General features: G+C 35.0%; 21 protein-coding genes. 9 read left to right on the forward strand and 12 right to left on the reverse strand.

Annotation, left to right across the window (positions count from 1 at the left end):
• The first annotated feature begins 182 nt into the window (after positions 1-182).
• From E0I26_RS08665 to E0I26_RS08690, 6 genes are all read left to right on the forward strand, one after another.
• The gene (locus tag E0I26_RS08665; RefSeq protein ID WP_235831746.1) at positions 183-1190 is read left to right on the forward strand and encodes a diguanylate cyclase; all 1008 of its coding nucleotides are present in this window, start codon (positions 183-185) and stop codon (positions 1188-1190) included.
• A 466-nt stretch (positions 1191-1656) separates the two neighbouring features.
• A complete protein-coding gene (locus tag E0I26_RS08670) occupies positions 1657-3348 on the forward strand; it encodes an Ig-like domain-containing protein (RefSeq protein ID WP_131916092.1) in 1692 nt (563 codons plus the stop codon).
• Positions 3349-3351: 3 nt separating this feature from the next.
• Positions 3352-5385 carry an OmpA family protein gene (locus E0I26_RS08675; RefSeq protein ID WP_131916093.1) on the forward strand — a complete coding sequence of 678 codons (2034 nt, stop codon included), beginning with the start codon at positions 3352-3354 and terminating at the stop codon, positions 5383-5385.
• A 233-nt stretch (positions 5386-5618) separates the two neighbouring features.
• Positions 5619-6098 carry a nuclear transport factor 2 family protein gene (locus E0I26_RS08680; protein WP_131916094.1) on the forward strand — a complete coding sequence of 160 codons (480 nt, stop codon included), beginning with the start codon at positions 5619-5621 and terminating at the stop codon, positions 6096-6098.
• Positions 6088-6534 (forward strand): DUF1572 family protein, encoded by a 447-nt coding sequence (locus E0I26_RS08685; RefSeq protein WP_131916095.1) that lies wholly within the window; start codon positions 6088-6090, stop codon positions 6532-6534. The genes E0I26_RS08680 and E0I26_RS08685 overlap by 11 nt, the downstream gene beginning before the upstream one ends.
• A gap of 112 nt (positions 6535-6646) precedes the next feature.
• A complete protein-coding gene (locus E0I26_RS08690) occupies positions 6647-7735 on the forward strand; it encodes an AI-2E family transporter (RefSeq protein WP_131916096.1) in 1089 nt (362 codons plus the stop codon).
• A gap of 1 nt (position 7736) precedes the next feature.
• Here E0I26_RS08690 and E0I26_RS08695 read toward each other — a convergent pair whose 3' ends face one another.
• The 9 genes from E0I26_RS08695 to E0I26_RS08735 form a co-directional block, all read right to left on the reverse strand.
• A complete protein-coding gene (locus E0I26_RS08695; protein WP_131916097.1) occupies positions 7737-8783 on the reverse strand; it encodes an o-succinylbenzoate synthase in 1047 nt (348 codons plus the stop codon).
• Between the two features lie 69 nt (positions 8784-8852).
• Positions 8853-9383, reverse strand: coding sequence for a hypothetical protein (locus E0I26_RS08700; RefSeq protein ID WP_131916098.1), 531 nt, complete (start codon positions 9381-9383; stop codon positions 8853-8855).
• Positions 9384-9428: 45 nt separating this feature from the next.
• Positions 9429-10637: a tetratricopeptide repeat protein gene (locus E0I26_RS08705; RefSeq protein ID WP_131916099.1), complete on the reverse strand. Its 1209-nt coding sequence runs from the start codon at positions 10635-10637 to the stop codon at positions 9429-9431.
• Positions 10638-10885: 248 nt separating this feature from the next.
• The gene (locus E0I26_RS08710) at positions 10886-11563 is read right to left on the reverse strand and encodes a metal-dependent hydrolase (protein WP_131916100.1); all 678 of its coding nucleotides are present in this window, start codon (positions 11561-11563) and stop codon (positions 10886-10888) included.
• A 79-nt stretch (positions 11564-11642) separates the two neighbouring features.
• Positions 11643-12593, reverse strand: coding sequence for a 1,4-dihydroxy-2-naphthoate octaprenyltransferase (gene menA / locus E0I26_RS08715; RefSeq protein ID WP_131916101.1), 951 nt, complete (start codon positions 12591-12593; stop codon positions 11643-11645).
• 141 nt (positions 12594-12734) lie between these two features.
• The gene (locus E0I26_RS08720) at positions 12735-14249 is read right to left on the reverse strand and encodes a PH domain-containing protein (RefSeq protein WP_131916102.1); all 1515 of its coding nucleotides are present in this window, start codon (positions 14247-14249) and stop codon (positions 12735-12737) included.
• Entirely contained in the window at positions 14249-14770 is a 522-nt protein-coding gene (locus E0I26_RS08725) for a PH domain-containing protein (RefSeq protein ID WP_131916103.1), read from the reverse strand. Before E0I26_RS08725 ends, E0I26_RS08720 begins: the two co-directional genes overlap by 1 nt.
• Before the next feature lie 128 nt (positions 14771-14898).
• On the reverse strand, positions 14899-15729 hold the full coding sequence (locus E0I26_RS08730; protein ID WP_091170323.1) for a 1,4-dihydroxy-2-naphthoyl-CoA synthase: 831 nt from the start codon (positions 15727-15729) through the stop codon (positions 14899-14901).
• A 731-nt stretch (positions 15730-16460) separates the two neighbouring features.
• Positions 16461-17315 carry a CvfB family protein gene (locus tag E0I26_RS08735; protein ID WP_114754132.1) on the reverse strand — a complete coding sequence of 285 codons (855 nt, stop codon included), beginning with the start codon at positions 17313-17315 and terminating at the stop codon, positions 16461-16463.
• A gap of 379 nt (positions 17316-17694) precedes the next feature.
• On the opposite strand from E0I26_RS08735, the gene E0I26_RS08740 reads away from it, so the two are divergent.
• A complete protein-coding gene (locus E0I26_RS08740; RefSeq protein WP_131916104.1) occupies positions 17695-19047 on the forward strand; it encodes a M20/M25/M40 family metallo-hydrolase in 1353 nt (450 codons plus the stop codon).
• A gap of 154 nt (positions 19048-19201) precedes the next feature.
• Here E0I26_RS08740 and E0I26_RS08745 read toward each other — a convergent pair whose 3' ends face one another.
• Positions 19202-19543 (reverse strand): DUF2853 family protein, encoded by a 342-nt coding sequence (locus E0I26_RS08745; RefSeq protein ID WP_131916105.1) that lies wholly within the window; start codon positions 19541-19543, stop codon positions 19202-19204.
• 87 nt (positions 19544-19630) lie between these two features.
• A complete protein-coding gene (menD, locus tag E0I26_RS08750; protein WP_131916106.1) occupies positions 19631-21292 on the reverse strand; it encodes a 2-succinyl-5-enolpyruvyl-6-hydroxy-3-cyclohexene-1-carboxylic-acid synthase in 1662 nt (553 codons plus the stop codon).
• 94 nt (positions 21293-21386) lie between these two features.
• Between menD and E0I26_RS08755 the strand changes: the two genes are divergently transcribed.
• Both E0I26_RS08755 and E0I26_RS08760 read left to right on the forward strand, forming a co-directional pair.
• Entirely contained in the window at positions 21387-21884 is a 498-nt protein-coding gene (locus E0I26_RS08755; protein WP_131916107.1) for a GNAT family N-acetyltransferase, read from the forward strand.
• A gap of 107 nt (positions 21885-21991) precedes the next feature.
• Positions 21992-22942, forward strand: coding sequence for a tRNA dihydrouridine synthase (locus E0I26_RS08760; protein ID WP_131916108.1), 951 nt, complete (start codon positions 21992-21994; stop codon positions 22940-22942).
• 187 nt (positions 22943-23129) lie between these two features.
• Here the strand turns inward: E0I26_RS08760 and E0I26_RS08765 are convergent, their stop codons facing one another.
• Positions 23130-23675 (reverse strand): glutathione peroxidase, encoded by a 546-nt coding sequence (locus tag E0I26_RS08765; RefSeq protein WP_131916109.1) that lies wholly within the window; start codon positions 23673-23675, stop codon positions 23130-23132.
• Positions 23676-23792: the final 117 nt, after the last annotated feature.

The following is a 23792-nucleotide window of genomic DNA, read 5'->3' on the forward strand; positions in this document are numbered from 1 at the left end:
ATTAGAACTTTAGTTTTGAATTGATTTGTTCAAATACAACATTCTCAATAAATCGATAAATCCTGTATAATAAGGATAAACTATTTATTTGTTCTCTTTTAAATAAGCTCATAAACAAAGGTTTTTAACTTGATGATTTATTTAATTTAAGATATATGGCTTGAAAACTAATTTGAAAGAGCATGGAAAAAAGAATAAAAAAAGAAACCTTACTATTAGTAAATAGAGAACTTGCTTTTCAAAACTCAGAAAAAGAAAAACGAGCTGCTGAATTAATTATAGCCAATAAAGAACTTGTTTTTCAAAACTTAGAAAAAGAAAAACGAGCTGCTGAATTGATTATAGCCAATAAAGAACTTGCGTTTCAAAACTTAGAAAAAGAAAAACGGGCAGCTGAATTAATTATTGCCAATAAAGAGCTTGCGTTTCAAAATCAAGAAAAAGAAAAACGGGCCGCTGAATTGATTATTGCCAACACGGAACTTGCTTTTCAAAATGATGAAAAAGAAAAACGAGCTGCTGAATTAATTATTGCCAATAAAGAACTTGCCTTTCAAAACGAAGAAAAAGAAAAACGTGCCAATGAGTTAATTATTGCTAATAAAGAACTTGCTTTTCAAAACGAAGAAAAAGAAAAACGAGCTGCTGAATTAATTATTGCTAACACAGAACTCGCTTTTCAAAATGATGAAAAAGAAAAACGAGCAATTGAACTGATTATCGCTAATCGAGAACTTGCGTTTCAAAACCAGGAGAAAGAAGAGCGTGCTAAAGAATTAGACCTTGCAAACAAAAAACTTGCGTTTAAAAACAAAGAAAGAAGAATTCAAACAGCGGAACTAAACATTGCTAACAGAGCACTTCTTTTTCAAAATGAAGAAAAAGAAAAGCGATCAGCTGAATTAATTATTGCTAATCAAGAACTGAAAAGAGCCGAAGAATACCAAAAAGAATACATCAATGGACTGGAGGAAATGATGTTCATGACTTCCCATAAAGTGAGGCAGCCCGTTGCTAATATTTTAGGTTTATCATATTTGCTAAATAATCAATCTGTAAATTCACCCGATGAGCTGAAAGAATCGTTAGATTACATCAAACAATCTGCTTTGAGTCTTGATACTTTCACAAAAGAACTTACCCAGTTTATTTTTAATTTGGGAGAAAAAGGGAAAATCGTATTCAAATAAAAACATTTCGGATATTACAATTCAATAATAAACACTACTAATCAAAGTCTGTCAGTTTAAAAATAACAGGGTTTAACTTTTTCATTAAAGTTGAACCCTTTTTTCATAAATAGTTAAGAAGTGATAGAGAATTAATTTTCAGTTAGGAATTGGCATCAACTATTATTTTTTTATGCTTTCCAAATATTTATATCAGTTCTTTTCTTCAAAAGCACTTCTGCTACAATACGTTTCGGATTAAACTTTTTTGACATTTCTAGCCTTTTGTAGAAAACAAATTTAAGCACTATAATCTATTTTTAAGATATTTAAAATTATAATAAATTGATTTACAGTAATGTAAATAAAATTTAACATTTTAAATAAGTGAATCTTACAACTTCCATTTTTAATTATGTAACACTTCTAGCCAATAACTAAACAATCTTTGCTGTACAAAATACTTAATCCCCTAAAATAAAAAAAAATGAAAACTAAAAACGTACTATTAACCTTTGCAATACTATTTATTGCATTAATTTCTGGTTGTGCAGAAGACAATTTTGAAGAAATCGAAGGCGTATGTCCAGTTGTGCTATCAACAGATCCTGACAATGGCACCATCAATGTTCCACTGGACAAAACTATTACAGTAATCTTCAATGAAGAAATGAATGCGGCAACTTTTAACCAATCCTCTTTTACTTTACAAGGGACGGCGGCAGTTGCAGGAACAGTTTCATTTAGCGGAACAACTGCTACGTTTGACCCAACAAGCCCACTTGCTGCAAATACTACTTATACTGGCGTAATTAAAACATCGGTTAAGGATATAATGGGTAATGCTTTACAAGCCGATTATGTTTGGACATTTAGTACTGGTTCAACTATAACACCTATGGTGATTTCCACAGATCCAGCAAATAATGCTACTAATGTATTCCTTAATAAAATAGTTACTGCTAATTTTAATATGCCAATGAATCAGGCAACTATAAACGCAACAACTTTTACATTAAAACAAGGAACAACAACAGTTGCAGGATCAGTTTCCTACAATGGAACAACTGCCAATTTTTCCCCTACTGCTCCTCTAGCAACCAATACTATTTATACGGGTACCATTACAACTGGAGTAAAAAATGTTCAAGGAACAACAATAGCCAGTAGCTATACATGGACATTTACTACAGGATCTGTTACGGCTCCTAATGTAACTGCCACTGACCCTGCTGACAATGCCTCGGGAGTTGCGCTTAATAAAAACATTACGGCTAATTTTAGTATGGCAATGGATCCTTTGACTATTAGCACTACAACTTTTACTTTAAAAAATGGTTCAGCAATAATTACAGGAACTGTTTCTTATTTAGGCACAACAGCCACATTTAATCCAGATAGTGATTTATTACCCGGAACTACTTATACTGCTACAATTAATACAAGTGCTAAAAACGTTGCCGGTGTTTCTTTAGCTAATGATTACGTTTGGAACTTTAATACTAATGCAGCTGTAGTTGGAAATATCGTAAATCTTGGATCAGCTGAAAGATTTGGAATTTTATCAGGTGTTGGAGTAAGCAATAACGCTGGTTTCAGTATAATTAATAATATGGACGTAGGCATAAGCCCAGGTGTTCGTTCTTCAATTACAGGATTTCCTCCTGCAGTTATAGTGAATGGTGCAATTTATGCTTCTGACGATATTGCTCCTGTAGGGATTGCTGCCATGCTAACGCAAGCTAAACTTGACCTTACCAATGCCTATCTTTTTGCCGAAGGAGCTTCTTATAGCGCGCCAATAACAGTATCTGGTGATCAAGGTGGAAAAACACTTGTTGCCGGTATTTATAAATCAACATCTACACTTTTAGTCCAAAATGGTGATTTAACTCTTAGCGGTAGTGCAACTGACGTTTGGATTTTCCAAGTAGCATCTGCTTTCACCACTGTTGGTGGAGCTGGTGGAAGTATAAAACTTGCTGGAGGGGCACTTGCTAAAAATGTCTTTTGGCAAACGGGAAGTTCTGCAACTATTGGAGATTACACTTCATTTGTAGGTAACATATTGGCCTTACAATCGATAACAATGGGATCACATTCAACAGCCCAAGGTAGAATGCTTGCCAGAAATGGATCCGTAGTAATGACTCACACTAACATAATCACTAAGCCTTAAAAAATGAAAACTAAAACTAATTTTAAAAGTGGATCATGCATTGCATGGTCCTCTAATAAACGGATCCTTAAAAGTGCTGCAATAATTGCTTTAGCATGGCTAAGCAATCAAACTCCGGTTCAAGCTCAAGAAGTTCAAGCAGTTAAATATGCAAAACCTTCTTGGTACTTTGGAGTAGCAGGCGGAGCCAATTTTAATTTCTATCGTGGTTCTACTCAACAATTAAATGCTGGTTTTACAGCTCCAGCTGCGTTTCATGATGGAAACGGTACAGGACTTTTTATTGCGCCACTTTTAGAATATCGTCCTGCGGATTCAAGATGGGGTGTAATGTTACAGGCGGGATATGATAGCCGTAAAGGTTCTTTTGACCAAATAGTAACGGCATGCGACTGTCCTGCTGATTTAGCTACTGATCTTAGTTACATCACCGTGGAACCAAGCGTACGTTTTGCTCCTTTTAAATCTAATTTTTATCTTTATGGTGGGCCGCGATTGGCTTTCAACATAGACAAATCATTTACGTATCAATTAGGTATTAATCCGGCTTTCCCTGACCAAGCTCCTTCTCCTGCAGTGACAGGTGAATTTAGTGAGATAGAGAAAACTATTTTGTCAATGCAAATTGGTGCAGGATATGATATTCCGCTTTCTTCAGATAATAACAAAACACAGTTTGTATTGTCTCCTTTTGTTTCTTTCCAACCTTATTTTGGTCAAAATCCACGTTCAACAGAAACTTGGAATATAACAACCGTTAGAGCCGGTGTTGCACTTAAATTCGGACAAGGAAAAAATATTCAAGAGGCTACTGATATGGCTAAAGACCGTGAAGTTCAGTTCTCCGTAAATTCTCCTAGTAATGTTCCCGGAGAAAGAAGAATGACTGAAATTTTTCCACTTAGAAACTATGTTTTCTTTAATGAAGGATCAACGGAAATTCCAAATCGTTATGTTTTATTGACAAAAGATCAAGTGAAAGACTTCAAAGAAGATCAATTGGAAACATTTGCTCCAAAAAATTTATCAGATCGTTCTAAACGTCAAATGACTGTCTATTACAATGTGCTGAACATCATTGGAGACCGCATGCAAAAAAATCCTTCTGCAACTATTACTTTGGTGGGTTCATCAGAGAAAGGTCCTGCTGACGGTCTTGTTATGTCAGAATCAATCAAAACGTATTTGGTAAATGTATTTGCAATAAATCCATCTAGAATTACCACTAAAGGTCAAGATAAACCAAATATCCCATCAGAACAACCCGGTGGAACATTAGAATTAGTTCTGCTACGTGAAGGAGATCGCAGAGTTTCTATTGAAAGTAATTCTCCAGATTTATTGATGGAATTTCAAAGTGGTCCTGATGCGCAATTGAAACCAGTTCAAATTGTTGCACTACAAGAAGCACCAGTTGAAAGTTATGTTACGTTCAATAATAAAGGCGCTAACGAAGCTTTATCTTCATGGTCATTACAAGTAACTGATGAACAAGGAAAAGTACAGTCTTTTGGACCTTATACTCAAGATGAGGTAAGCATTCCTGGAAAAACAATTCTAGGTAGTCGTCCAGAAGGAGATTACAAAGTAAAAATGATTGGCCAGACTAAAAGTGGTAAAATTGTAGAAAAAGAAACTCCTGTACACATGGTACTTTGGACTCCTACAAAAATGGAAGAAGGGATTAGATACAGCATTATTTATGAATTTAATAAATCAAAAGCGATTTCTATTTATGAAAAATACCTTACCGAAGTGGTTACACCAAAAATTCCTGTAGGAGCAACAGTCATTATTCATGGCCATACTGATATCATTGGTGAAGAAGTCCACAATCAGGATTTGTCTTTAGCTCGTGCTAATGATGTTAAAAAAATTCTTGAAAGTAGCTTATCTAAAGCGGGTAGAAATGATGTTAAATTTGAAGTAACCGGAGAGGGTGAGAATGAAAACAAATCACCTTTTGAAAACAAAACTCCAGAAGAACGTTTTTACAATCGTACCGTAATAATTGATATTATTCCTGCCGTTAAATAAGTCGGAATAATACCGTATACAGTTTAAAATAAATTATAAAAGAGGATAGAAACTTAAAAGTCTATCCTCTTTTTTTGTTTAAATGTCCCGTCCTGAAATAATGAATCACAACCAACCAACACTATTGATTGGTCCAAAGTAGAAATAAACCACATCTATTTTTTTACATTAGTATTTTAAAACCTAAATTTTAACAAAAAAATTATTATTTTTACTACTCACTTTATGTAGATATGACCCCAAACGAAAAAACCCTCATTAAGTTCTATACCGCTTTTGCAAATGCCGATGCTTCAACAATGTGTGAATGCTATCATTCTAAAATTGTGTTTCGTGATCCTGCTTTTGGTTTGTTAAAAGAAAAGGATGTTTGCCGAATGTGGAAAATGCTTATTGAAAAAAGCAAAGGAAATATAAAAATTGAATTCTCAGATATAAAAGCAGATGAATACGTTGGTTCCGCGCAATGGATCGCTACCTACAACTTCAGTAAAACCAATAGAAAAGTAGTAAATGTTATTCGTTCGCAGTTTCAGTTTAAAGATGGATTAATAAAGAAACACACGGATGATTTCGACATTTGGAAATGGTCCAAACAAGCTTTTGGAATTACTGGATATTTATTAGGCTGGACTGGTTTTTTTCAGCAAAAAATACAACAACAAGCACTGTTATCATTGAAGAAATACAAAGAAACTAAAAATGCTAATTGAAAGTTTAAAAACACTGTTCAACCGAGATTTAAATCAGCTAAAAACCGAAATTGAGTCGTACCAAAATGAAAGTGATATTTGGAAAATTCAAAAAGGAATAGCTAATTCAGCCGGGAATCTATGCTTGCATTTGGTGGGAAATCTGAATACGTATATTGGCGCCGAATTTGGAAAAACCGGATATATCAGAAATCGAGCACTAGAATTTTCACTGAAAGATATTCCAAGAGCAGAATTAATACAAAAAATCGAAGAAACCATTGTTGTCGTTGACAATTCGCTTAATAACATCTCAGAAGAAGAATTAAAGATGGAATTTCCACTTTTAGTTTTCGAAAACAAGACTTCAACTGAGTTTATGCTTATCCATTTGACCACGCACCTAGCCTATCATCTGGGACAAATCAATTACCACAGGCGATTATTGGAATCTTAGAACATTCGCGAAAACAAACAATTTAGTGCCCTGTTACACGTTTTAAATGTATACTTTAATTGCAAATAAAAGCATAGAAGAGTAAGAAATAACGGTTATAATACAAATTTGTATGTTACAATCTTCTAAAACACCCGTTCCTTTTCAATCCAACAAGAGATATTCTGTTTTAGAAATACTTCAGTTTATAGTAGTATCTTCTTTGATACTCTATTTTGGCAAAACACTATTTATTCCATTGAGTTTTTCATTACTCATTGGCTTCATTCTGTATCCAATCTGTAAATGGATGGAAACAAAAGGGATCAATAAAGGAATTGCAATTGTTATTTCTATTTTAGGAGTCACACTTTTGGTGGGAGCTGTACTCTATCTATTATTCGCACAGTTCTCAGAGTTCTTGCAGGAATGGCAATCTTTAAGAACCAAACTAACCGAAACGATACATCAATTGAGTCTTTTTATTTCGGAACGATTTGATATTAGTTTGGAAAAACAAACGGAATTTATCAATAACACACTCAACAACTCCGGTTCTCAAGCTTTTTCAATAGTACGAAACACAGCTTATTCCCTGTCTGAATCTGTGTTTTTTCTATTAATGATTCCTGTTTTCTCGGCATTGATACTTTTCCATCGCCGGATGTTATCGAATGCTTTGTATGAACTTTTCCCTCCGGAGCGAAAAAAAACCATTCACGAAATCCTCGTTGAAACCATTCACGCGTATTACAATTTCATCAAAGGAATGTTAGTGGTCTATTTAATCGTTGGATTATTAAACAGCATTGGACTATTGATTATAGGAGTGCCACATCCTTTTCTGTTTGGTTTTATAGCCTCAATCCTGACTTTTATTCCTTATGTAGGTATTATGATATCCTCGCTCTTGCCCATTGCAGTTTCCTGGATAACGTACAATTCGATTTGGTATCCTTTAGCCGTTATTGCCGTTTTTTCTATTGTTCAAGCACTCGAAGCCTATATTATATTTCCTTTTGCTGTAGGAAGCCGTTTGAAAATAAACACACTTGTCATTATTATTGTGGTAATCGTAGGAGGTATTATTTGGGGCGCTGCAGGAATGATTCTGTTTATTCCGTTCATCAGTATCATCAAACTGATTGCGGACCGCACACCAAGCTTAAAGACGTTATCCGTGTTATTGGGAGATGGCGAACAAAAGAAAACTACAAAATAATCTATTTCAAAAGGGCAAAATCGAACGCCCAATCCAGCTCCTTTTTGTACCACAATTGCCCTTCTGAAACTTCCAGCGGACAGTCAAAATTATTCGTGTAAAGTGCTCCGGTTCCTAATCCCTGAGGCATCAAATTGTACTGCAAAAAAGTCCATTGCGCGATGGCATTCAGTCCAATATTACTCTCCAAAGCAGAGGTAATCCACCACCCGATTTTATGCTTTTCAGCCAATGAAATCCACTCTTGTGTGCCTCGAAAACCGCCTATAAAACTAGGCTTCAAAATGATGTATTGTGGCTTGATTTTCTCCAGTAATTGCTCTTTTTCGGCTACTGTAAACACACCAATTAACTCTTCATCCAACGCAATGGGAAAAGGAGTGGTTTTACACAGCTCTGCCATCCTGTCAGTATGGTTTTTTTGTATCGGTTGCTCTATACTATGCAACTCAAATCCAGATAATTGATTTAATTTATCTAAAGCTATATTTTCATCAAAAGCACCGTTTGCATCCACCCTAATTTCAACTTGTTCCGAAGAGAAATGCTGTCGAATAAACCGTAATAATTGCAGTTCTTTATCGAAATCTATCGCTCCGATTTTGAGTTTAACACAACGAAAACCTTGAGCTAGTTTTTCCTCGATTTGTTGCTTCATAAATGACTCCTCACCCATCCAAACTAAACCGTTTATCAAGATTGATTTTGTACCGTTTGTAAAGTCCGAAGGAAACAACAAAAAAGGGTTTTCACTCTCCAAAGATTGGAACGCCATTTCGACTCCAAACTGTATCGAAGGAAAGGCTAATAACGCTTCCCAAAGTTGGTCTTTTCCTAAGTGAATATTATCGCAAGTCCATTGTAATTTTTCTTCATAATCCGAACGATCATCAATACTCAATCCGCGCAGGATTCCACACTCTCCTATTCCTTTTTTACCGTCTTGTTCCAAGACAATAAACCAAGTTTCTTTTTCGGTCATAACGCCACGGGAAGTTCCTGATGGTCGTTTGAAATCCAGAATATATTTGTGATATGTTGCTTTCAAGAAAAATCTTTTTTTTGATAATTTACCGTAAGTGATTATTATAATTGAGAATCTTTTGTGAAACTAATTTTACGAAAATTGTTCTATATAATTTTCAAATAACAATTTCCTCCATTCCATTACAATTTTTAAAACTTCAAATAAGTTCCATTCATTATTCAAAAGATCTAAACCTTTAAAAATTGGCGACTTATCAATTTCATCAAAATTATTTAAGCCAAAACATTCAAGAATTACTTTTGTTCCATTGTGTAATTTTTCATCTTCTTTATGTTTTATATAATTCGCAAGTCCAATAATCAGTTCAATGTTTGATTTTTGAAAATTTCCTAAGTTTGGTTGTAATCTATAATATCTTATTTTTTCATCTGTAGTTTCATAAAAATCCTTTATAGTGCCATTTATATAATTTTGAAATGCAATGAAAGCTAAGCCATATATTGGCTCACTATCTTCTAAAAACCACAATGCATCATACCAACCATTCGCTTCAGTTCGAAGTTTAAGAGAATTGATTGAATTTTCAAGTCCTGAAATAATCTGAGACAAACTCTCTGCTCGATAATCTCCCCTAAGCCAATGATGTTCTATTATATCCATTTTACGAGCTAACTTCAATATTAATTTCAAATATCACATTTCAAGCTATTTACCCATCAACTTCAGAATTCTTTCAAAATCACTGGAAGCTATTCCTACCTTTTTGAAAGCAGCAAAATCTTGTTTTATTTTTTGAGTCCAACTCAAACTATCCGTAACGTTTTGAGATTGATACTCTTTATAAATGGCTTTTGCCGAAGCGTAATTATCATTCAATAAATAAGCATGCGCTAAATTCATCTTTATCAATAACTCCGTATCATCAAGTTTTTCGCCTTCTTTCAGGAATTTAATCGCTTTTCCGTATTGCTTCGTCAACACATAACTATTTCCTATCGCATTGTAATCCAAAACGGTTGCTTTGCCATCATTGATAATTGTTGTCAGTTTCAGGATGGCTTCGCCTTGTTTTCCTTGTTTTGCTAATACAGCGGCTTGTTTGCGCAAATCACCATAAACACTTTTTGAAAGACTAGTTTCACCAAAACAACTGTTGCCAAAATCCTTGAACGCTTTAGCGCGCTCTACAGCCAATAATTTCTGGAATTCCTTAAACTTGTACTTAGATTGGATTTTATCGAGAATACAAACGCAAAAATCATCTGAATTGGTCATTTTTTGAGCCAAATTGGAGGTTTTGCATTGATCGATGATTGCTTTTCTGTTTTCAAACGTCCAGCCACGACTGAGTTTATTATCAACCCACGGCACAACTTCTAGAATAATTTTTTGATTCATGATCCAGTTTTTACTTTCAAAACCAAACCATAAATTCCCAGAATTCGATTGCATACAAGCTGATTTCTCAGTAGAAAGTCGCTTAGCATCTTTGCTAACCGGCGTATCTTGTACCAAACACGCATCATCCGTTTTTCCGTTTTCTTTGTATTTTATAGCCAAGTCAGCACTAGAAAAAACGGCATATTTGCATTTGTCATCTCCAGAGATTTTAGACAAGATAAAAACCGCTCCTGCCGAACCTTGACTAATTCCCGTAGGATCCGGAATAGCTTTTAAAACAGAAACCAAACTACCAGCCATTTGCTGATTTTTATCCAAAAGTGTTATCCTATACACCACTTCAGTGGTGCCTTCAGGGAAATCTTGGGTTTTTATGATGATTCTGTCTCTGGCTGAAACCGTTATTTCTTCCGTTGTAGCACGGGTTTTATCCCAATAGCCGTCTTTTTGAGAGAAAACGGTATTTGCAGTAAATAGAAACAGAAATAAAACGATGAAATTCTTTTTTTGCATAATTGTTTTAGAATTCTTTAAAATTTAAACACGAAGTCCACAAAGTTTTTCGCAAGGTTCACAAAGTGTTATGTCAACAATAACCCTAGCCCAGATTACTTCACTTATTTTTTATTTACATAGGAGTTCAGTGAACTTCGTTTGAAGTGGAAATCCTTTTTTAAAGCTTCCAGCCTTTTGAAGACTGGAAGCTTTAAAAAAGATTGCAACGGATAGCTGGAGATTGCTTCGAAAAACTCGCAATGACATTACAATTCGATGGAATTTCCTATTTCCAGCAACATCAAATCTTTACCTTTATTGAAGAATTTACGAATGGATTCCTCGTGGTCGATTTCGATATATCCAAAAGTATCGTAATGATAGCCCAGAATTTTATCGCAATCCAAGAAATCAGAAGCAACAATAGCATCCTCGACATCCATGGTGAAATTATCACCAATTGGCAGAATAGCTAAATCTAATTTGGTGCGCATAGGAATGAGCTTCATATCCATAGAAAGTGCCGTATCACCAGCAATATAAACATTTTTATGCTCGCCTTCGATTACAAAGCCGCCCGGATTCCCTCCGTAACTGCCGTCAGGAAAAGAACTGGAATGAATCGCATTTACATATTTCAGTTTCCCAAAATCGAAATTCCAGCTTCCGCCGTGATTCATAGGATGTGTCTGAAAACCTTTTTGACAATAATGACCAGCAATCTCAGCATTGGAAACAATTACCGCATTGGTTCTTTTGGCAATTGCCTCGACATCCAGAATATGGTCTCCGTGCGCATGTGTCACTAAAATATAATCCGCTTTTAAGGCGTCAATATCAATATGCGAAGCATTTGGATTAGCAGAAATATAAGGATCTACAATGATGTGTTTTCCGCCAACTTCTATCCCCAATGCTGCGTGACCGTAAAATGTTATTTTCATTTGAACTTAATTTTTGAAATTTAAAAAACTTAAAGATTGAAATTGATTTTTGAAATTGTCATTGCCATTGAAATTCACTTCAATAATTATTCACAATCAAATCCGAAAAGAAGAAAATCATGCACAACGCCAACAATACTGAAAGTGCAAAAGTACTCAATGCCAGTTTTTTCAATTCTGGATCTAATTCCTTAGGGTTGTTGTTTTTATAAACGGTAATTAAATGTTTAGTTAAAGGGATGTAAGCCAATAAAAACAAGTATTGATCAAAGTGAAAATCGTCTATAATTGCAAAAATCAACACCAAAACCATCGCTGTTACAATCAGAATATAATGGTATATTTTAGCTTTGGCTCCGCCAATTTTCACGACAATCGTATTTTTATTTGATTTTCTATCCGAAGCTTCGTCTCGCATATTATTCAGATTTAAAACACCGACACTCAATAATCCAATGGCTATTGCAGGTAAAACCAATTCGAAATCCAACTGTTTGGAGTATAAAAAATTCACTCCTAAAGTGCTTACCAAACCGAAAAACACAAAGACAAATACATCGCCAAATCCACGGTAGCCATACGCCGTATTCCCGACCGTATAGCGAATCGCAGACACAATTGAAAGAATTCCTAACACTAAATAAAACAAGGAATACCATAAATTAGTATCGGTAAACGCATAATAAATCAACAACATCGCCGAAAGCAACGTTAATGCCGAAGTAATTATAATTGCGCGCTTCATAGCCTGCGGAGTAATCACACCGCTTTGTATGGCACGTTTTGGACCTACTCGATCCTCATTATCCGTTCCTTTCATGCCGTCACCATAATCATTCGCAAAATTGGAGAGTATTTGCAATCCTAATGTTGTCAATATGGCAAAGCCAAACAGTCTCCAGTTAAAAACTTCTGTAGGTGTCAAAATCGTATCTGTTGGGTGCGCCAAAGCATACATACTCCCAACTATTATTCCAGATACGGATAATGGTAATGTTCTCAATCGTGCCGCTTCAATCCAATGTTTCATTTTTTTTATGTTATGTGTTATTCGTTATGAGTTATAAGTTATGGGCTATACGTTATGCGTTATAGACTATACGTTATGGGTTATTGTTATTGTTTCGAAAAACAGCCTTTAACTTCTAACCTCTAACCTCCAATTTCTTCTTCACATCCAATTACTATCGGAAGTTTCTATTTCATACAACCAAAGGTTGACTTGTTGTTTTAGTATTGAATAATTTCCTAGCTGAAAAGCTATATTTCCTCCTGCAGTATGCAATGTTATTGAACCGATATTCAACCTTTTATGCCAGAAAAGCTGCGAAGTTGTAATCGCTTGTATTTTACTGGGCTCAATAATATCATTGCTGACATCCCAAGCGCCACTTTGTTTTATTATAAAATTCTCGTTAATGAATAACCGGTTATTTTTAAATTTAAAATATTGGATCAATCCAATAAAAACAACATAAACCGGCACTACATAACTGTATTCAAAAAATACGGGTTCAAACCAATGCCCAATCGCCATAAATCCCAACAAAGGTAATCCTATTGAAAGAAAAACAGAAAAAACAAGTTTACGAAAATTAGGCTGAAGCATCAATCCTTTTTCCGGAATTTTATGGAACAATAACTTTAAGATAGAATCTCTCTCCGTCTCGCTGCATCCCGGAATTTCTATTACCGACTTGCGTTCTTCTTTTTCGCCGCTGGTCGCTTGTCTGATTTTTAGTTCTAAAATCCCTATTTTCTTTTGGAAATAATTTCTGGTAACGGTCGTAATCTGAACTTTTTCAGGTTTGATGATGGTGCTTTTAGTATTCAACAACCCAAAAGACAATAACAAAGATCCTTTTTGTCGGGTTATTTTATAATTATAATACTTAAAAACTATTCGTATTACATTTATAACCAAAACAATACCGAACAACAATACTATCGATATTAAAATAGTTTGCAACACTAAGTTTTCATCTATATAAGACCCCACTTTTTCTTTGTAAACATTGCTTTCGTCTCCAAAATTTTGAAAATTCTCATAAATTGTACTAAAGAAAATAAGCAATAAGGCGATACTTCTCTCGTAGTTCGAAGTTATTCCAACTTTTAACAAACTCAAAAAACGTATCTTTATGAAAGGATGCGCAGCTTCAAATAGTTTTTGCTCGGTTTCCTCCAATGAAATTTCTTCAGTTTCAATGATGCTCTTCTTTCCTTCATTCTCTAACAAACGAGATTTTAATTCCAAAGCCAATTCATGCGAAATCGCTTTTATGGCGCCTTCTTTTTTATTGCTTCCTGCGGTATCCACATCCAATTCATAAACACCAATTAACTTTTGAATAAAAGACTGATTGATATTTACCTGTTGGATTTTACGCAACTGAATAGCAGTTTTGGTTTTATTGAAAACTCCATCTGTAATGATAAATTCTTCGTTTTCTGAATCTAAAGTAAATGTAAAATTCAGATATTTTAAATAAGAAACGACTCCAATACTTACAAAGACGGCAATCATTCCAAGGAAAAGATACAATTTGTTAATCTCATCAAATTTAAAAATCCAAATCACAATCATAGGCCACAACGCTCTGGCATATTGCTGAAGCGTGTAAAAAAACATCACCAAAATTCCTATTACAGATTGCCTTTGTGGCTGACTAAAATCGGCTCCCATTACAATTGCTTTTGTATTTTACCCATCAACAACTGTTTGATATTTTCGGCTTGTTCTTTTCCGATTCCCGGAATTTCAATATCACTTGAACTTCCGCCGGCAGTAAAAATTTCTATTTTGGCCAGACCAAAATAACGTGGAACTAATCCTTCATGCAAAGCTACATGTTGCACTCTATTATAAGGAATTACAATGGTGTTTGTAGCGATAATTCCGTGTCTGAAAAGCACATCATGTTCCCTAAATGCAAATCCTTTTTTCTGGAATCCAATATAAGAAAACACAATAATCAAAAGTGAAAGTATCGGAATTACAACTCCTAAAATCAACCAGACTCTTCCTGAAAACAGCTCTGGCTCGAAAACAGAAATTAGTACCGGAACAAGAATAAGTATTCCTATTATTATGGCGACATTGATTAAAACCACTCTTATGTATTTAGGATGCAAATTCGTAAAAGTGACTTCCTCAAATTTAGGAAGTTGGCCGGTATCAATTGTTTCGTTTGTGAAATTTTCCATTTAAACTATTTTTTTTACCGCAAAAGCGATACTTTTTTTTTTGCTGCAAAGGCGCTAAGTTTTTTTAATGCATTGTTTGAGCCTGAACACTAATCCCAAAGTGTCGGAACTGAACACTGATTACTAAATTACGGCAACCATTTTTTCTCAAAATTCGGTTTTCTTTTCTCAAGAAATGCATTTCTGCCTTCTTTAGCTTCTTCGGTCATATAGGCAAGTCTTGTGGCTTCACCGGCAAAAACCTGTTGCCCTACCATTCCATCATCCGTAAGATTCATCGCGAATTTTAGCATTTTAATAGCCATTGGAGATTTTTGCAAAATTTCCTGCGCCCATTCGTAAGCCGTATCTTCTAATTCAGCATGCGGAATCACAGCATTCACCATTCCCATATCCATAGCATCCTGAGCCGAATAATTGCGTCCCAAGAAGAAAATCTCGCGCGCTTTTTTCTGTCCCACCATTTTAGCTAAATAAGCCGAACCGTATCCACCGTCAAAACTCGTTACATCGGCATCCGTTTGTTTGAAAATCGCGTGTTCTTTACTCGCCAAAGTCAAATCGCAAACCACATGCAAACTGTGTCCTCCGCCTACAGCCCAACCGGGAACTACGGCAATAACTACTTTTGGCATAAATCGGATTAAACGTTGTACTTCCAAAATGTTCAAACGATGTTGTCCATCATCGCCCACATATCCTTGATGTCCACGTGCGTTTTGATCGCCGCCGCTACAAAAAGAATACACGCCATCTTTAGAAGAAGGCCCTTCGGCAGAGAGTAAAACGACACCAATAGACGTATCTTCCTGCGCGTCATAAAATGCATTATACAATTCGGCAGTCGTTTTTGGACGGAACGCATTGCGCACATCCGGCCTGTTGAAAGCAATTCTGGCAACGCCATTGCATTTCTTATAAGTGATATCTTCGTATTCTTTAGCAGTGATCCAATCCATTACAATTGATTTAAATTATTTTAGTGTAAAAATAAATCATTTTTTACATTTTATCTATTCTATTTAGACAAGCTTATGGTAATCCTTCTCTGATTAAAGGCTTTAAAATGTTAAAAAACAATAAAAAAGTACCATTTTAACAGTCGGTAATTCAAATTATTTTTAAATTTAAATAATGCTAATCAGATGAATACAAATTGTTTATCTTGATTAATTATTGATTCTTCACTGATTTATTAACCTAAAAAAAGAATGTATTGAATGTAATTAAAAATGTTGTCGCTCCTTTTTCTACGGTAATAACTTATAAAAATATTTTTAAAGCCCCGATTAACGAGTTAATGCTACAACCATTTGCCCCAGCAGTAAAAAATAAAAAGTAACACCTACGGTTAAATAAAGATTTATTTTTCTTGTTCTTGCAAAAGTGAGACATTAATAAACAATTGTTTTAGAAAATTATCTTCCAATATATACAAAACCAACGGCTTTATCGTGAAATTATTTCTTAACTCCTAAGCAAGTGATTGGACATTTAAAGACAAACTATTCTTTAAAGTACTTTACGCTTAAGTTAATATTTTTAAAATAGTATAGAGCATACTATTATTCTTAAAGGCGGATAAAGCTACTTTAAACTTCAAATTTATTTTAGTGCTGCTAGAATTTAATATTCTAAAACAGCATTAAAAAGAGAAAGACTAACCGTTACGATTAGTCTTTCTTTTTTTTTATTCCTTAACCAAGTAAATTCCGTCTTCCTTGATTTCGATTAATTTCTCTCGGTACAAAGCACCAATGGCTTTCTTGAAGGTCTTCTTACTCATTTTCAAAACAGTTTTAATGTCTTCCGGATGTGAATTATCAGTCAAACGCAAGAAACCTCTGCTGGCTCTTAGTTCGTCAAGAATTTTCTCGGCATTCGGCTCTATACTTTGATATCCTTGAACTTGCAATGCCACATCAATTTTATTATCGGGACGAATCGTCTTAATATAGCCACGCATGCGGTCTCCCGTACGAATCGCATCATCATAGACTTCATCTTTGTACAGCAAACCTTTGTACTTTTCGTTGATGATCACGTTAATTCCTAATTCAGTGATATGGGAAACGATTAAATCTACTTCTTCTCCTTTTTCAACTGTAAGGTGGTCATTTTTTAAAAACTGATTCAATTTACTGGAAGCCACCAAACGATTGGTTTTTTCGTCCATATAAAGGTACACCAAGTAGCGTTTCCCTTTTTCCATAGGACGCGCCTGCTCTTTAAACGGAACCAAAATATCTTTTTCCATTCCCCAATCCATAAAAGCACCAATCTGATTGGTATAATTCACACGCAAAAGTGCAAATTCATTCAATAATATATACGGCTCTAATGTCGTGGCAACGGGTCTTTCTTCGTGGTCCAAATACACAAAAACAATCAACTCCTCACCTATTTCAAATTCGTTTGGCACGTATTTGTTTGGCAACAGAATGTCATGAATTCCTTCGGGATCTTCTTCTGGATTTCCCAGAAACAAACCCACTTTGGTATCGCGTAAAATGGTAAGCGTATTGTATTTTCCTATTTCAATCATTTTCTTTCAATTTCTAAAGCGCAAAGGTACGAAGTTTGAAAATAGTAAATTAAGAAACTGTCCACAAAAAAATAAAGCCCAAATCCGCTGGATATTTTCTTTTTTAGGAGCATAACTTTCCGTTGTTTCATCACGAGTTGTCCCGCTGTCCGCAGTATCTTTTTAATCGCAACCCTTTCAGAGTTCAAAACTCTGACAGGGTTAAAAGCGTTTATAAAAAGGATACTTGCTCCCATCGGGGCTAGATTAGAACGTTTTGTTTATCAAAATGATTAATTCATAAAAATCTTGAACACACTAAGGATGAACAAATCCTAAAATCCAATTTCCCCACAATTTCTTTTTCCCTAACTTTGAGAAAACTAAAAAAATCCTATTAATGAAACCAACCTCAATTCTCTGTTTATTCCTACTACTATTCATTTCTCATACCAATTACGCACAAACCATAGTCGATGACCCGGAAATTAAAAAAATGATAGCCGAAGTAAAATCGGAAAACATGGAAGCTACAGTTCGAAAACTCGTGTCTTTTGGAACCCGACATACGTTGAGCGATACCAAAAGCAACACACGCGGCATTGGCGCGGCGCAACGCTGGGTAAAATCGGAATTTGATAAATATGCTTTGACATCTGACGGAAGACTGACTTCGGTTATTGATTTTTTCACCATCAAAGCCGATGGAAAACGTATTGCAACCGACAGTCAATTGGGTAATGTGATGGCAACCTTAAAAGGAACTGATCTTACGGATGACCGCGTATTAATTATAAGCGGCCATTTAGATTCCCGTGCTTCCGATGTAATGGATGCTAAATCAGATGCGCCTGGTGCCAATGATGATGCTTCCGGAGTAGCTGCCATGATGGAACTTGCCAGAATAATGAGCCTGAGAGAATTCCCTTTTACACTGATTTTTGTGGCCGTAGTTGGTGAAGAGCAAGGATTGTACGGAGCCAAACATTTAGCTGATGTGGCCAAAGATGGAAAATGGAATGTTATTGCCATGATCAATAATGATATGATTGGAAACAGTTTGTCCAGTGGTACTTTATTGCGAGACAATACTAAAGTTCGCGTTTTCAGTGAAACAATTCCATTCTTAGAAACGGAAGCCGAATCAAAAATGCGTAAATCGACCAATCGTGAGAATGACAGTCCATCCAGACAATTAGCCCGATACATCAAAACGGTTACCAATCAATATGTGGAACAACTGGATATTAATTTAGTGTATCGCAACGACCGTTTTTTACGTGGTGGTGACCATACGCCTTTCAGTCAAAATGGATTTACGGCCATTCGTTTTTGTGAAATGAATGAAAACTACGATCACCAACATCAAAATGTGAGAAAAGAAAATAACATCCAGTATGGTGATCTTGCCGAGTTTATGGACTTTGAATACCTGAAGAAAGTAACCTGTTCTAACTTGGCTACTTTCAGTAATTTGGCTTGGTCTCCAAAAGCACCAACAAACGTAGGAATTGAAGTAAAAGACCTGACTAATTTTTCAACTTTAGTTTGGACTGCTTCGGAAGGAAAATCGGTTTACGGATACAACATTCTTATCAGAGAAACAGCATCGCAACATTGGGAAAAAACAATATTCGTGAAAGATACTAAAGCTGAAATTCCCTATTCTAAAGATAATTTTTTCTTTGCTGTACAAGCTGTAGATGCATTAGGACATTCCAGTTTACCAGTTTTCCCAGTGCCTATTCGTTAAAACGCAAGAAGATTTTAAACCATTAAGACATTTAGAAAATTACGTTTTTCTCTATGAATCTTAATTTCAAAATAGTTTAGATGTATAGTATTAAACAAAAAAGCGTTTGCTGAGGCAAACGCTTTTTTTATGGGTACCATTTACAAATTAAGTATTAATTGTAAACACTTTCTTTTTTGAAATGAACAGCCAATAAATAATAGATCACTGCTCTATATTTATTTTTATTGGAACGACCGTACAGTTCCATAACAGCTTCTATTCCGGCATCTAAATGGGCTCCGTCAACTAGCTCTAATTTTTTGATTAAAAAGTTGTTTTTCACCGTATCCAATTCTGATTGCTGGCTTCCGGCGACAGTGGCTGAATCCGCATTATAAATGGACGGACCACAACCAATAGTTACTTTTGTCAACAAATCCATGTCTGGATTTACGCCACATTTGTCTTTCAAATCGGCAGCATACTTTACAATTAATTCGTCTCTTGCACTCATAAATAAAAGTTTAATATTTGATTAATAGATTTTTACACTCTCAAATTTAAACATTTAATCATGCCTTTTAACGGACACCAAAAAAAATTAGACCAATTCTTTAAAATATTGCAGTAAAATGCTGTTATTTTCCAAAGTGGGTGTGAAAATTTCCAAAATACTCGGCTTTTCATTTTGAGCATACAAAGCGTTCAAACTTGTTTCTAAACCCGTTTCATTGCTGGCAATACTATAGTCAAATCCATACATTTTTGCCAAATGTTCCGCGGTTAGACAATGGGAAGTTTCAAAGAATGTATTAAAAACGGGACTTTCTTCATGACCGGGTAAAATCCTAAAAATCCCTCCACCTCCGTTATTGATTAGAATAATCTTGAAGTTTTTTGGAATGTAATTGTTCCATAACGCATTGCTATCGTACAAAAATCCAACATCTCCCGTTATGAAAACGGTTTGTTTTTCATTGGCAACAGCCGCACCAATTGCAGTAGAAGTACTTCCATCGATTCCGCTGGTACCGCGATTGCAATACACTTCAATCGAAGGATGGACATCTATTAATTGTGCGTAACGAATGGCCGAACTATTGCTGATTTGCAATTGACTGTTCGTAGGCAAACGCTGAATCACTTTTTCGAAAACTTTAAAATCCGAAAAAGGAATTTTAGAAAGATACAAGTCACTTTTTAGCTTTCGCAACACTTTTACGGCGTCTAATTGCTTAAAATAATTACTTTCTATTGAATTTGTAAGTGGCAAAAAAGTATCAAAAAATACATTTGGATCTACTTCAAAATGTTTGGTCAAAGCGCCAAAAGTGTCATACGCTCTCCAAGAATCAACATGCCAATGGTGTTTTGGTTTGTATTTTCTTAAAAAAGCCTTGATCCGTTTCGAAACGACCATTCCGCCAAAAGTGACTAAAATTTCCGGACGAAAATCCTCAAAATCGGCATTTGTAAAAGGCGTAATTATCGTATCTATATTTTTGATGAAAGTATCGTGATGCAAGTTAGAAGTCGTTTCAGTCAAGACTACAACCGACTCGTCTTTCGCAAAAGCTTCAATTATTTTTTCGTTGATTGCATTGGGTTCATTTACGCCAACTAAAATCATTTTTTTAGTGGAATTGTTCCAAATTGTTGCAAATTCCGAAACGTCTTCGATGGAAATCGTCTGAGTTACATTTGCGGAAGCGATAGTATTCACTGCAACGGAAAGGGCTGAAACGGTTTCGTACAAAGGCTCTTCAAAAGGCGCATTGATGTGAACGGGACCTTTTTGAGTAATTGCCGCATTGATGGCTTCGTTGATTTTTAAATTATTTTCGACCGAAACGTCCTCATGCAAATTAGCATTGTATAACGAATGCTTTTCGAATACATTTTCCTGGCGAATCGTTTGTCCGTCGCCAATATCAATTTTGCTTTGCGGTCGATCTGCCGAAATCACTATCAAGGGAATCTGACTGTAAAATGCTTCCGCAAAAGCCGGATAATAATTCAATAAAGCAGAACCTGAAGTACAAACCAAAGCCACTGGCTGTTTGGTTTGTTGCGCCATTCCCAATGCAAAAAAAGCAGCCGCACGTTCATCGGCAATACTATAACATTGAAAGGCTGGGTTGCTCACAAAACCTATTGTTAACGGTGCATTTCTAGAACCCGGAGAAATAATTATGGTGGTGATTCCTTTGGCCAAACAAATTTCAATAATGCTTTGTGCTAAAGGTATTTTGGGGTAAATCATTGTTTCAGTTTCAAAAGAACAAAGATACAAAGTTGCAAAGGTTTTTCTCTTATCTTAAATAGTTTTCTTAAATTTGATGGAAAATAGATTCTATATGGAAATCAAGATAAGACCGGCTGTTTTTACCGATTTAGATACAATATTGGAAATCATCAATCACCAAATACTTCACAGCACTTCGATTTATGATTATGAGCCACGTGATTTTGAAACCCATAAATTGTGGTTTGAAGAAAAATTGGCCCATGATTTACCTGTAATTGTAGCTGAAACTGAAAACGGAACTATTGGATACGCTACTTATGGCTCTTTTCGTCATAAAATAGGCTACCGTTTTACAGTGGAACATTCTGTTTATGTTGCGGAAGAATTTTTAGGAAAAGGTATTGGAAAATTATTATTGGCTGAACTTATCCAATTGGCAAAAAAACAAGGATATCACACTATGATTGGCGTTATTGACTCCGAAAACAAAGGTAGTATTGCTTTTCATAAAAAATATGGTTTTGAAACCGTTGGCGTTATTAAAGAATCCGGTTATAAATTTGATCGTTGGCTGAGCTCCGTTTTTATGCAGTTGATTTTAGAGTAAATCAATTTGTACCACAATTTGGTTCATTTTCTACTATGTTTGACTTTAAAAACTTTATGACTTTAAGACCTGAGACTTTATAGTATATTTGCACAACTAAAAATTTAATGGACTATACCTTACTCTCATCGCCTTTACAGGGATTTACCGACTTTCGTTTTAGAAATGCCCAAAACAAAATTTTTGGAGGAATTGACACGTTTTACTCGCCCTATATCCGTTTGAATGGAAAAATGGTTATTAAACCGTCTTACGAACGCGACCTGCTTCCTGAAAATAATCTTGGTTTAGAGGTAATTCCGCAAGTAATAACGAACGATGCCGATGAATTTTTGTTTGTGGCGAAATACGTTCAAGAATTGGGTTATAAAGAGTTAAACTGGAATTTAGGATGTCCTTATCCTATGGTTACCAAGTCTGGCATGGGTTCCGGTTTGATCAGCAATCCCGAAAAAATTAATAATATCCTTCACAGAGCGCACTCAGAATCAGACATTATTGTGTCTATGAAAATGCGTTTGGGTTATGAAAACAGTGAAGAAATTCTGGATGTTTTGCCTATTTTAGATACCTATCCTATTAAAAATATAGCGATTCATGCGCGTATTGGGAAACAACTGTATAAAGGTGGCGTGAATCTGGATGCGTTTCAGCTATGTATTGATAATACCAAGCATAAACTGTATTACAATGGTGATATCACTTCGGTGGCTAAATTTCATGAAATGCAACAACGATTTCCAAGCATTGACCATTGGATGATTGGTAGAGGATTAATTTCGGATCCTTTTTTACCAAGTATGATAAAAAACAATACTTCAGAATATCCTGCCAACAAAATGGAACTATTCAGTGCGTTTCACGATACTTTGTATGCAATTTATAGTGAATCGCTTTCTGGATCAACACATATTTTATTGAAAATGTACCATTTATGGGAATATTTTTCCGCTACGTTTTCAAATCCGCACAAGGTGTTGAAAAAAATAAAAAAAGCGCAAAGTATCCGAAATTACGAAGCAGCTGTTTCGGAAATTTTCAAAAATGAAAAGTTTTAATTAAAAATAAACCATTAAGAAATTAAGGTTCATTTAGACTCTCTTAATGAACCTTAATTTCTTAATGGTTAAATTTAAAAGATGCTCAATTCTTACTTAAAAAGTAAAAAAAATGAGATTCTCATTTGACTGAAAATCTCATTTAAATTATTTACTTTCTAAAAATTAGCAAATTAGCGGTAGTAAATTATGCTTTTATCCAGTTTACCACTTCAGGATCTGTAGGTAACGTTTTTGGAGAAATCACTTTTTCCAATTCCCCTTTTTCGTTGATTAGGTATTTTTTAAAATTCCATTCCACAGTTGAATCTTGCAATCCGTTTTTAGATTTTTGAGTCAAAAACTGATAAATAGCAGCCATATCATCGCCTTTTACAGAAACTTTGTCCATCATAGGAAAAGTCACTCCGTAATTCAACTGACAGAAAGTAGCGATTTCTTCATTCGTTCCTGGCTCTTGTGAAGCAAAATTATTAGCAGGAAATCCAACAATCACCAATCCTTTATCTTTGTATTCTTTATATATTGCTTCGAGATCTTTGTATTGTGGCGTCAATCCACATTTGGAAGCAGTATTCACAATCATAATTTTTTTCCCTTTCAAAGAAGCAAAATCAAAAGTGTTTCCGGATAAATCTTCCACTTTAAACTGATAAATATTCTGTTTCGTTTGAGCTTCACTTTGAATACTAAAAAGGAATATGGCGCAACTGGCTAATACTATTTTTTTCATATTTATTTTTTTATAAAATTAAGTAATAAATTGTCTTCTGAAAATTTATTTTGGTTAAACACACGTTAAAAAACAAAGAAGCCTGACATTATGAAAATGCCAGACTTCCAAACAAAT

This window comes from Flavobacterium rhamnosiphilum, assembly GCF_004349195.1.
Taxonomy (GTDB): Bacteria; Bacteroidota; Bacteroidia; order Flavobacteriales; family Flavobacteriaceae; genus Flavobacterium; species Flavobacterium rhamnosiphilum.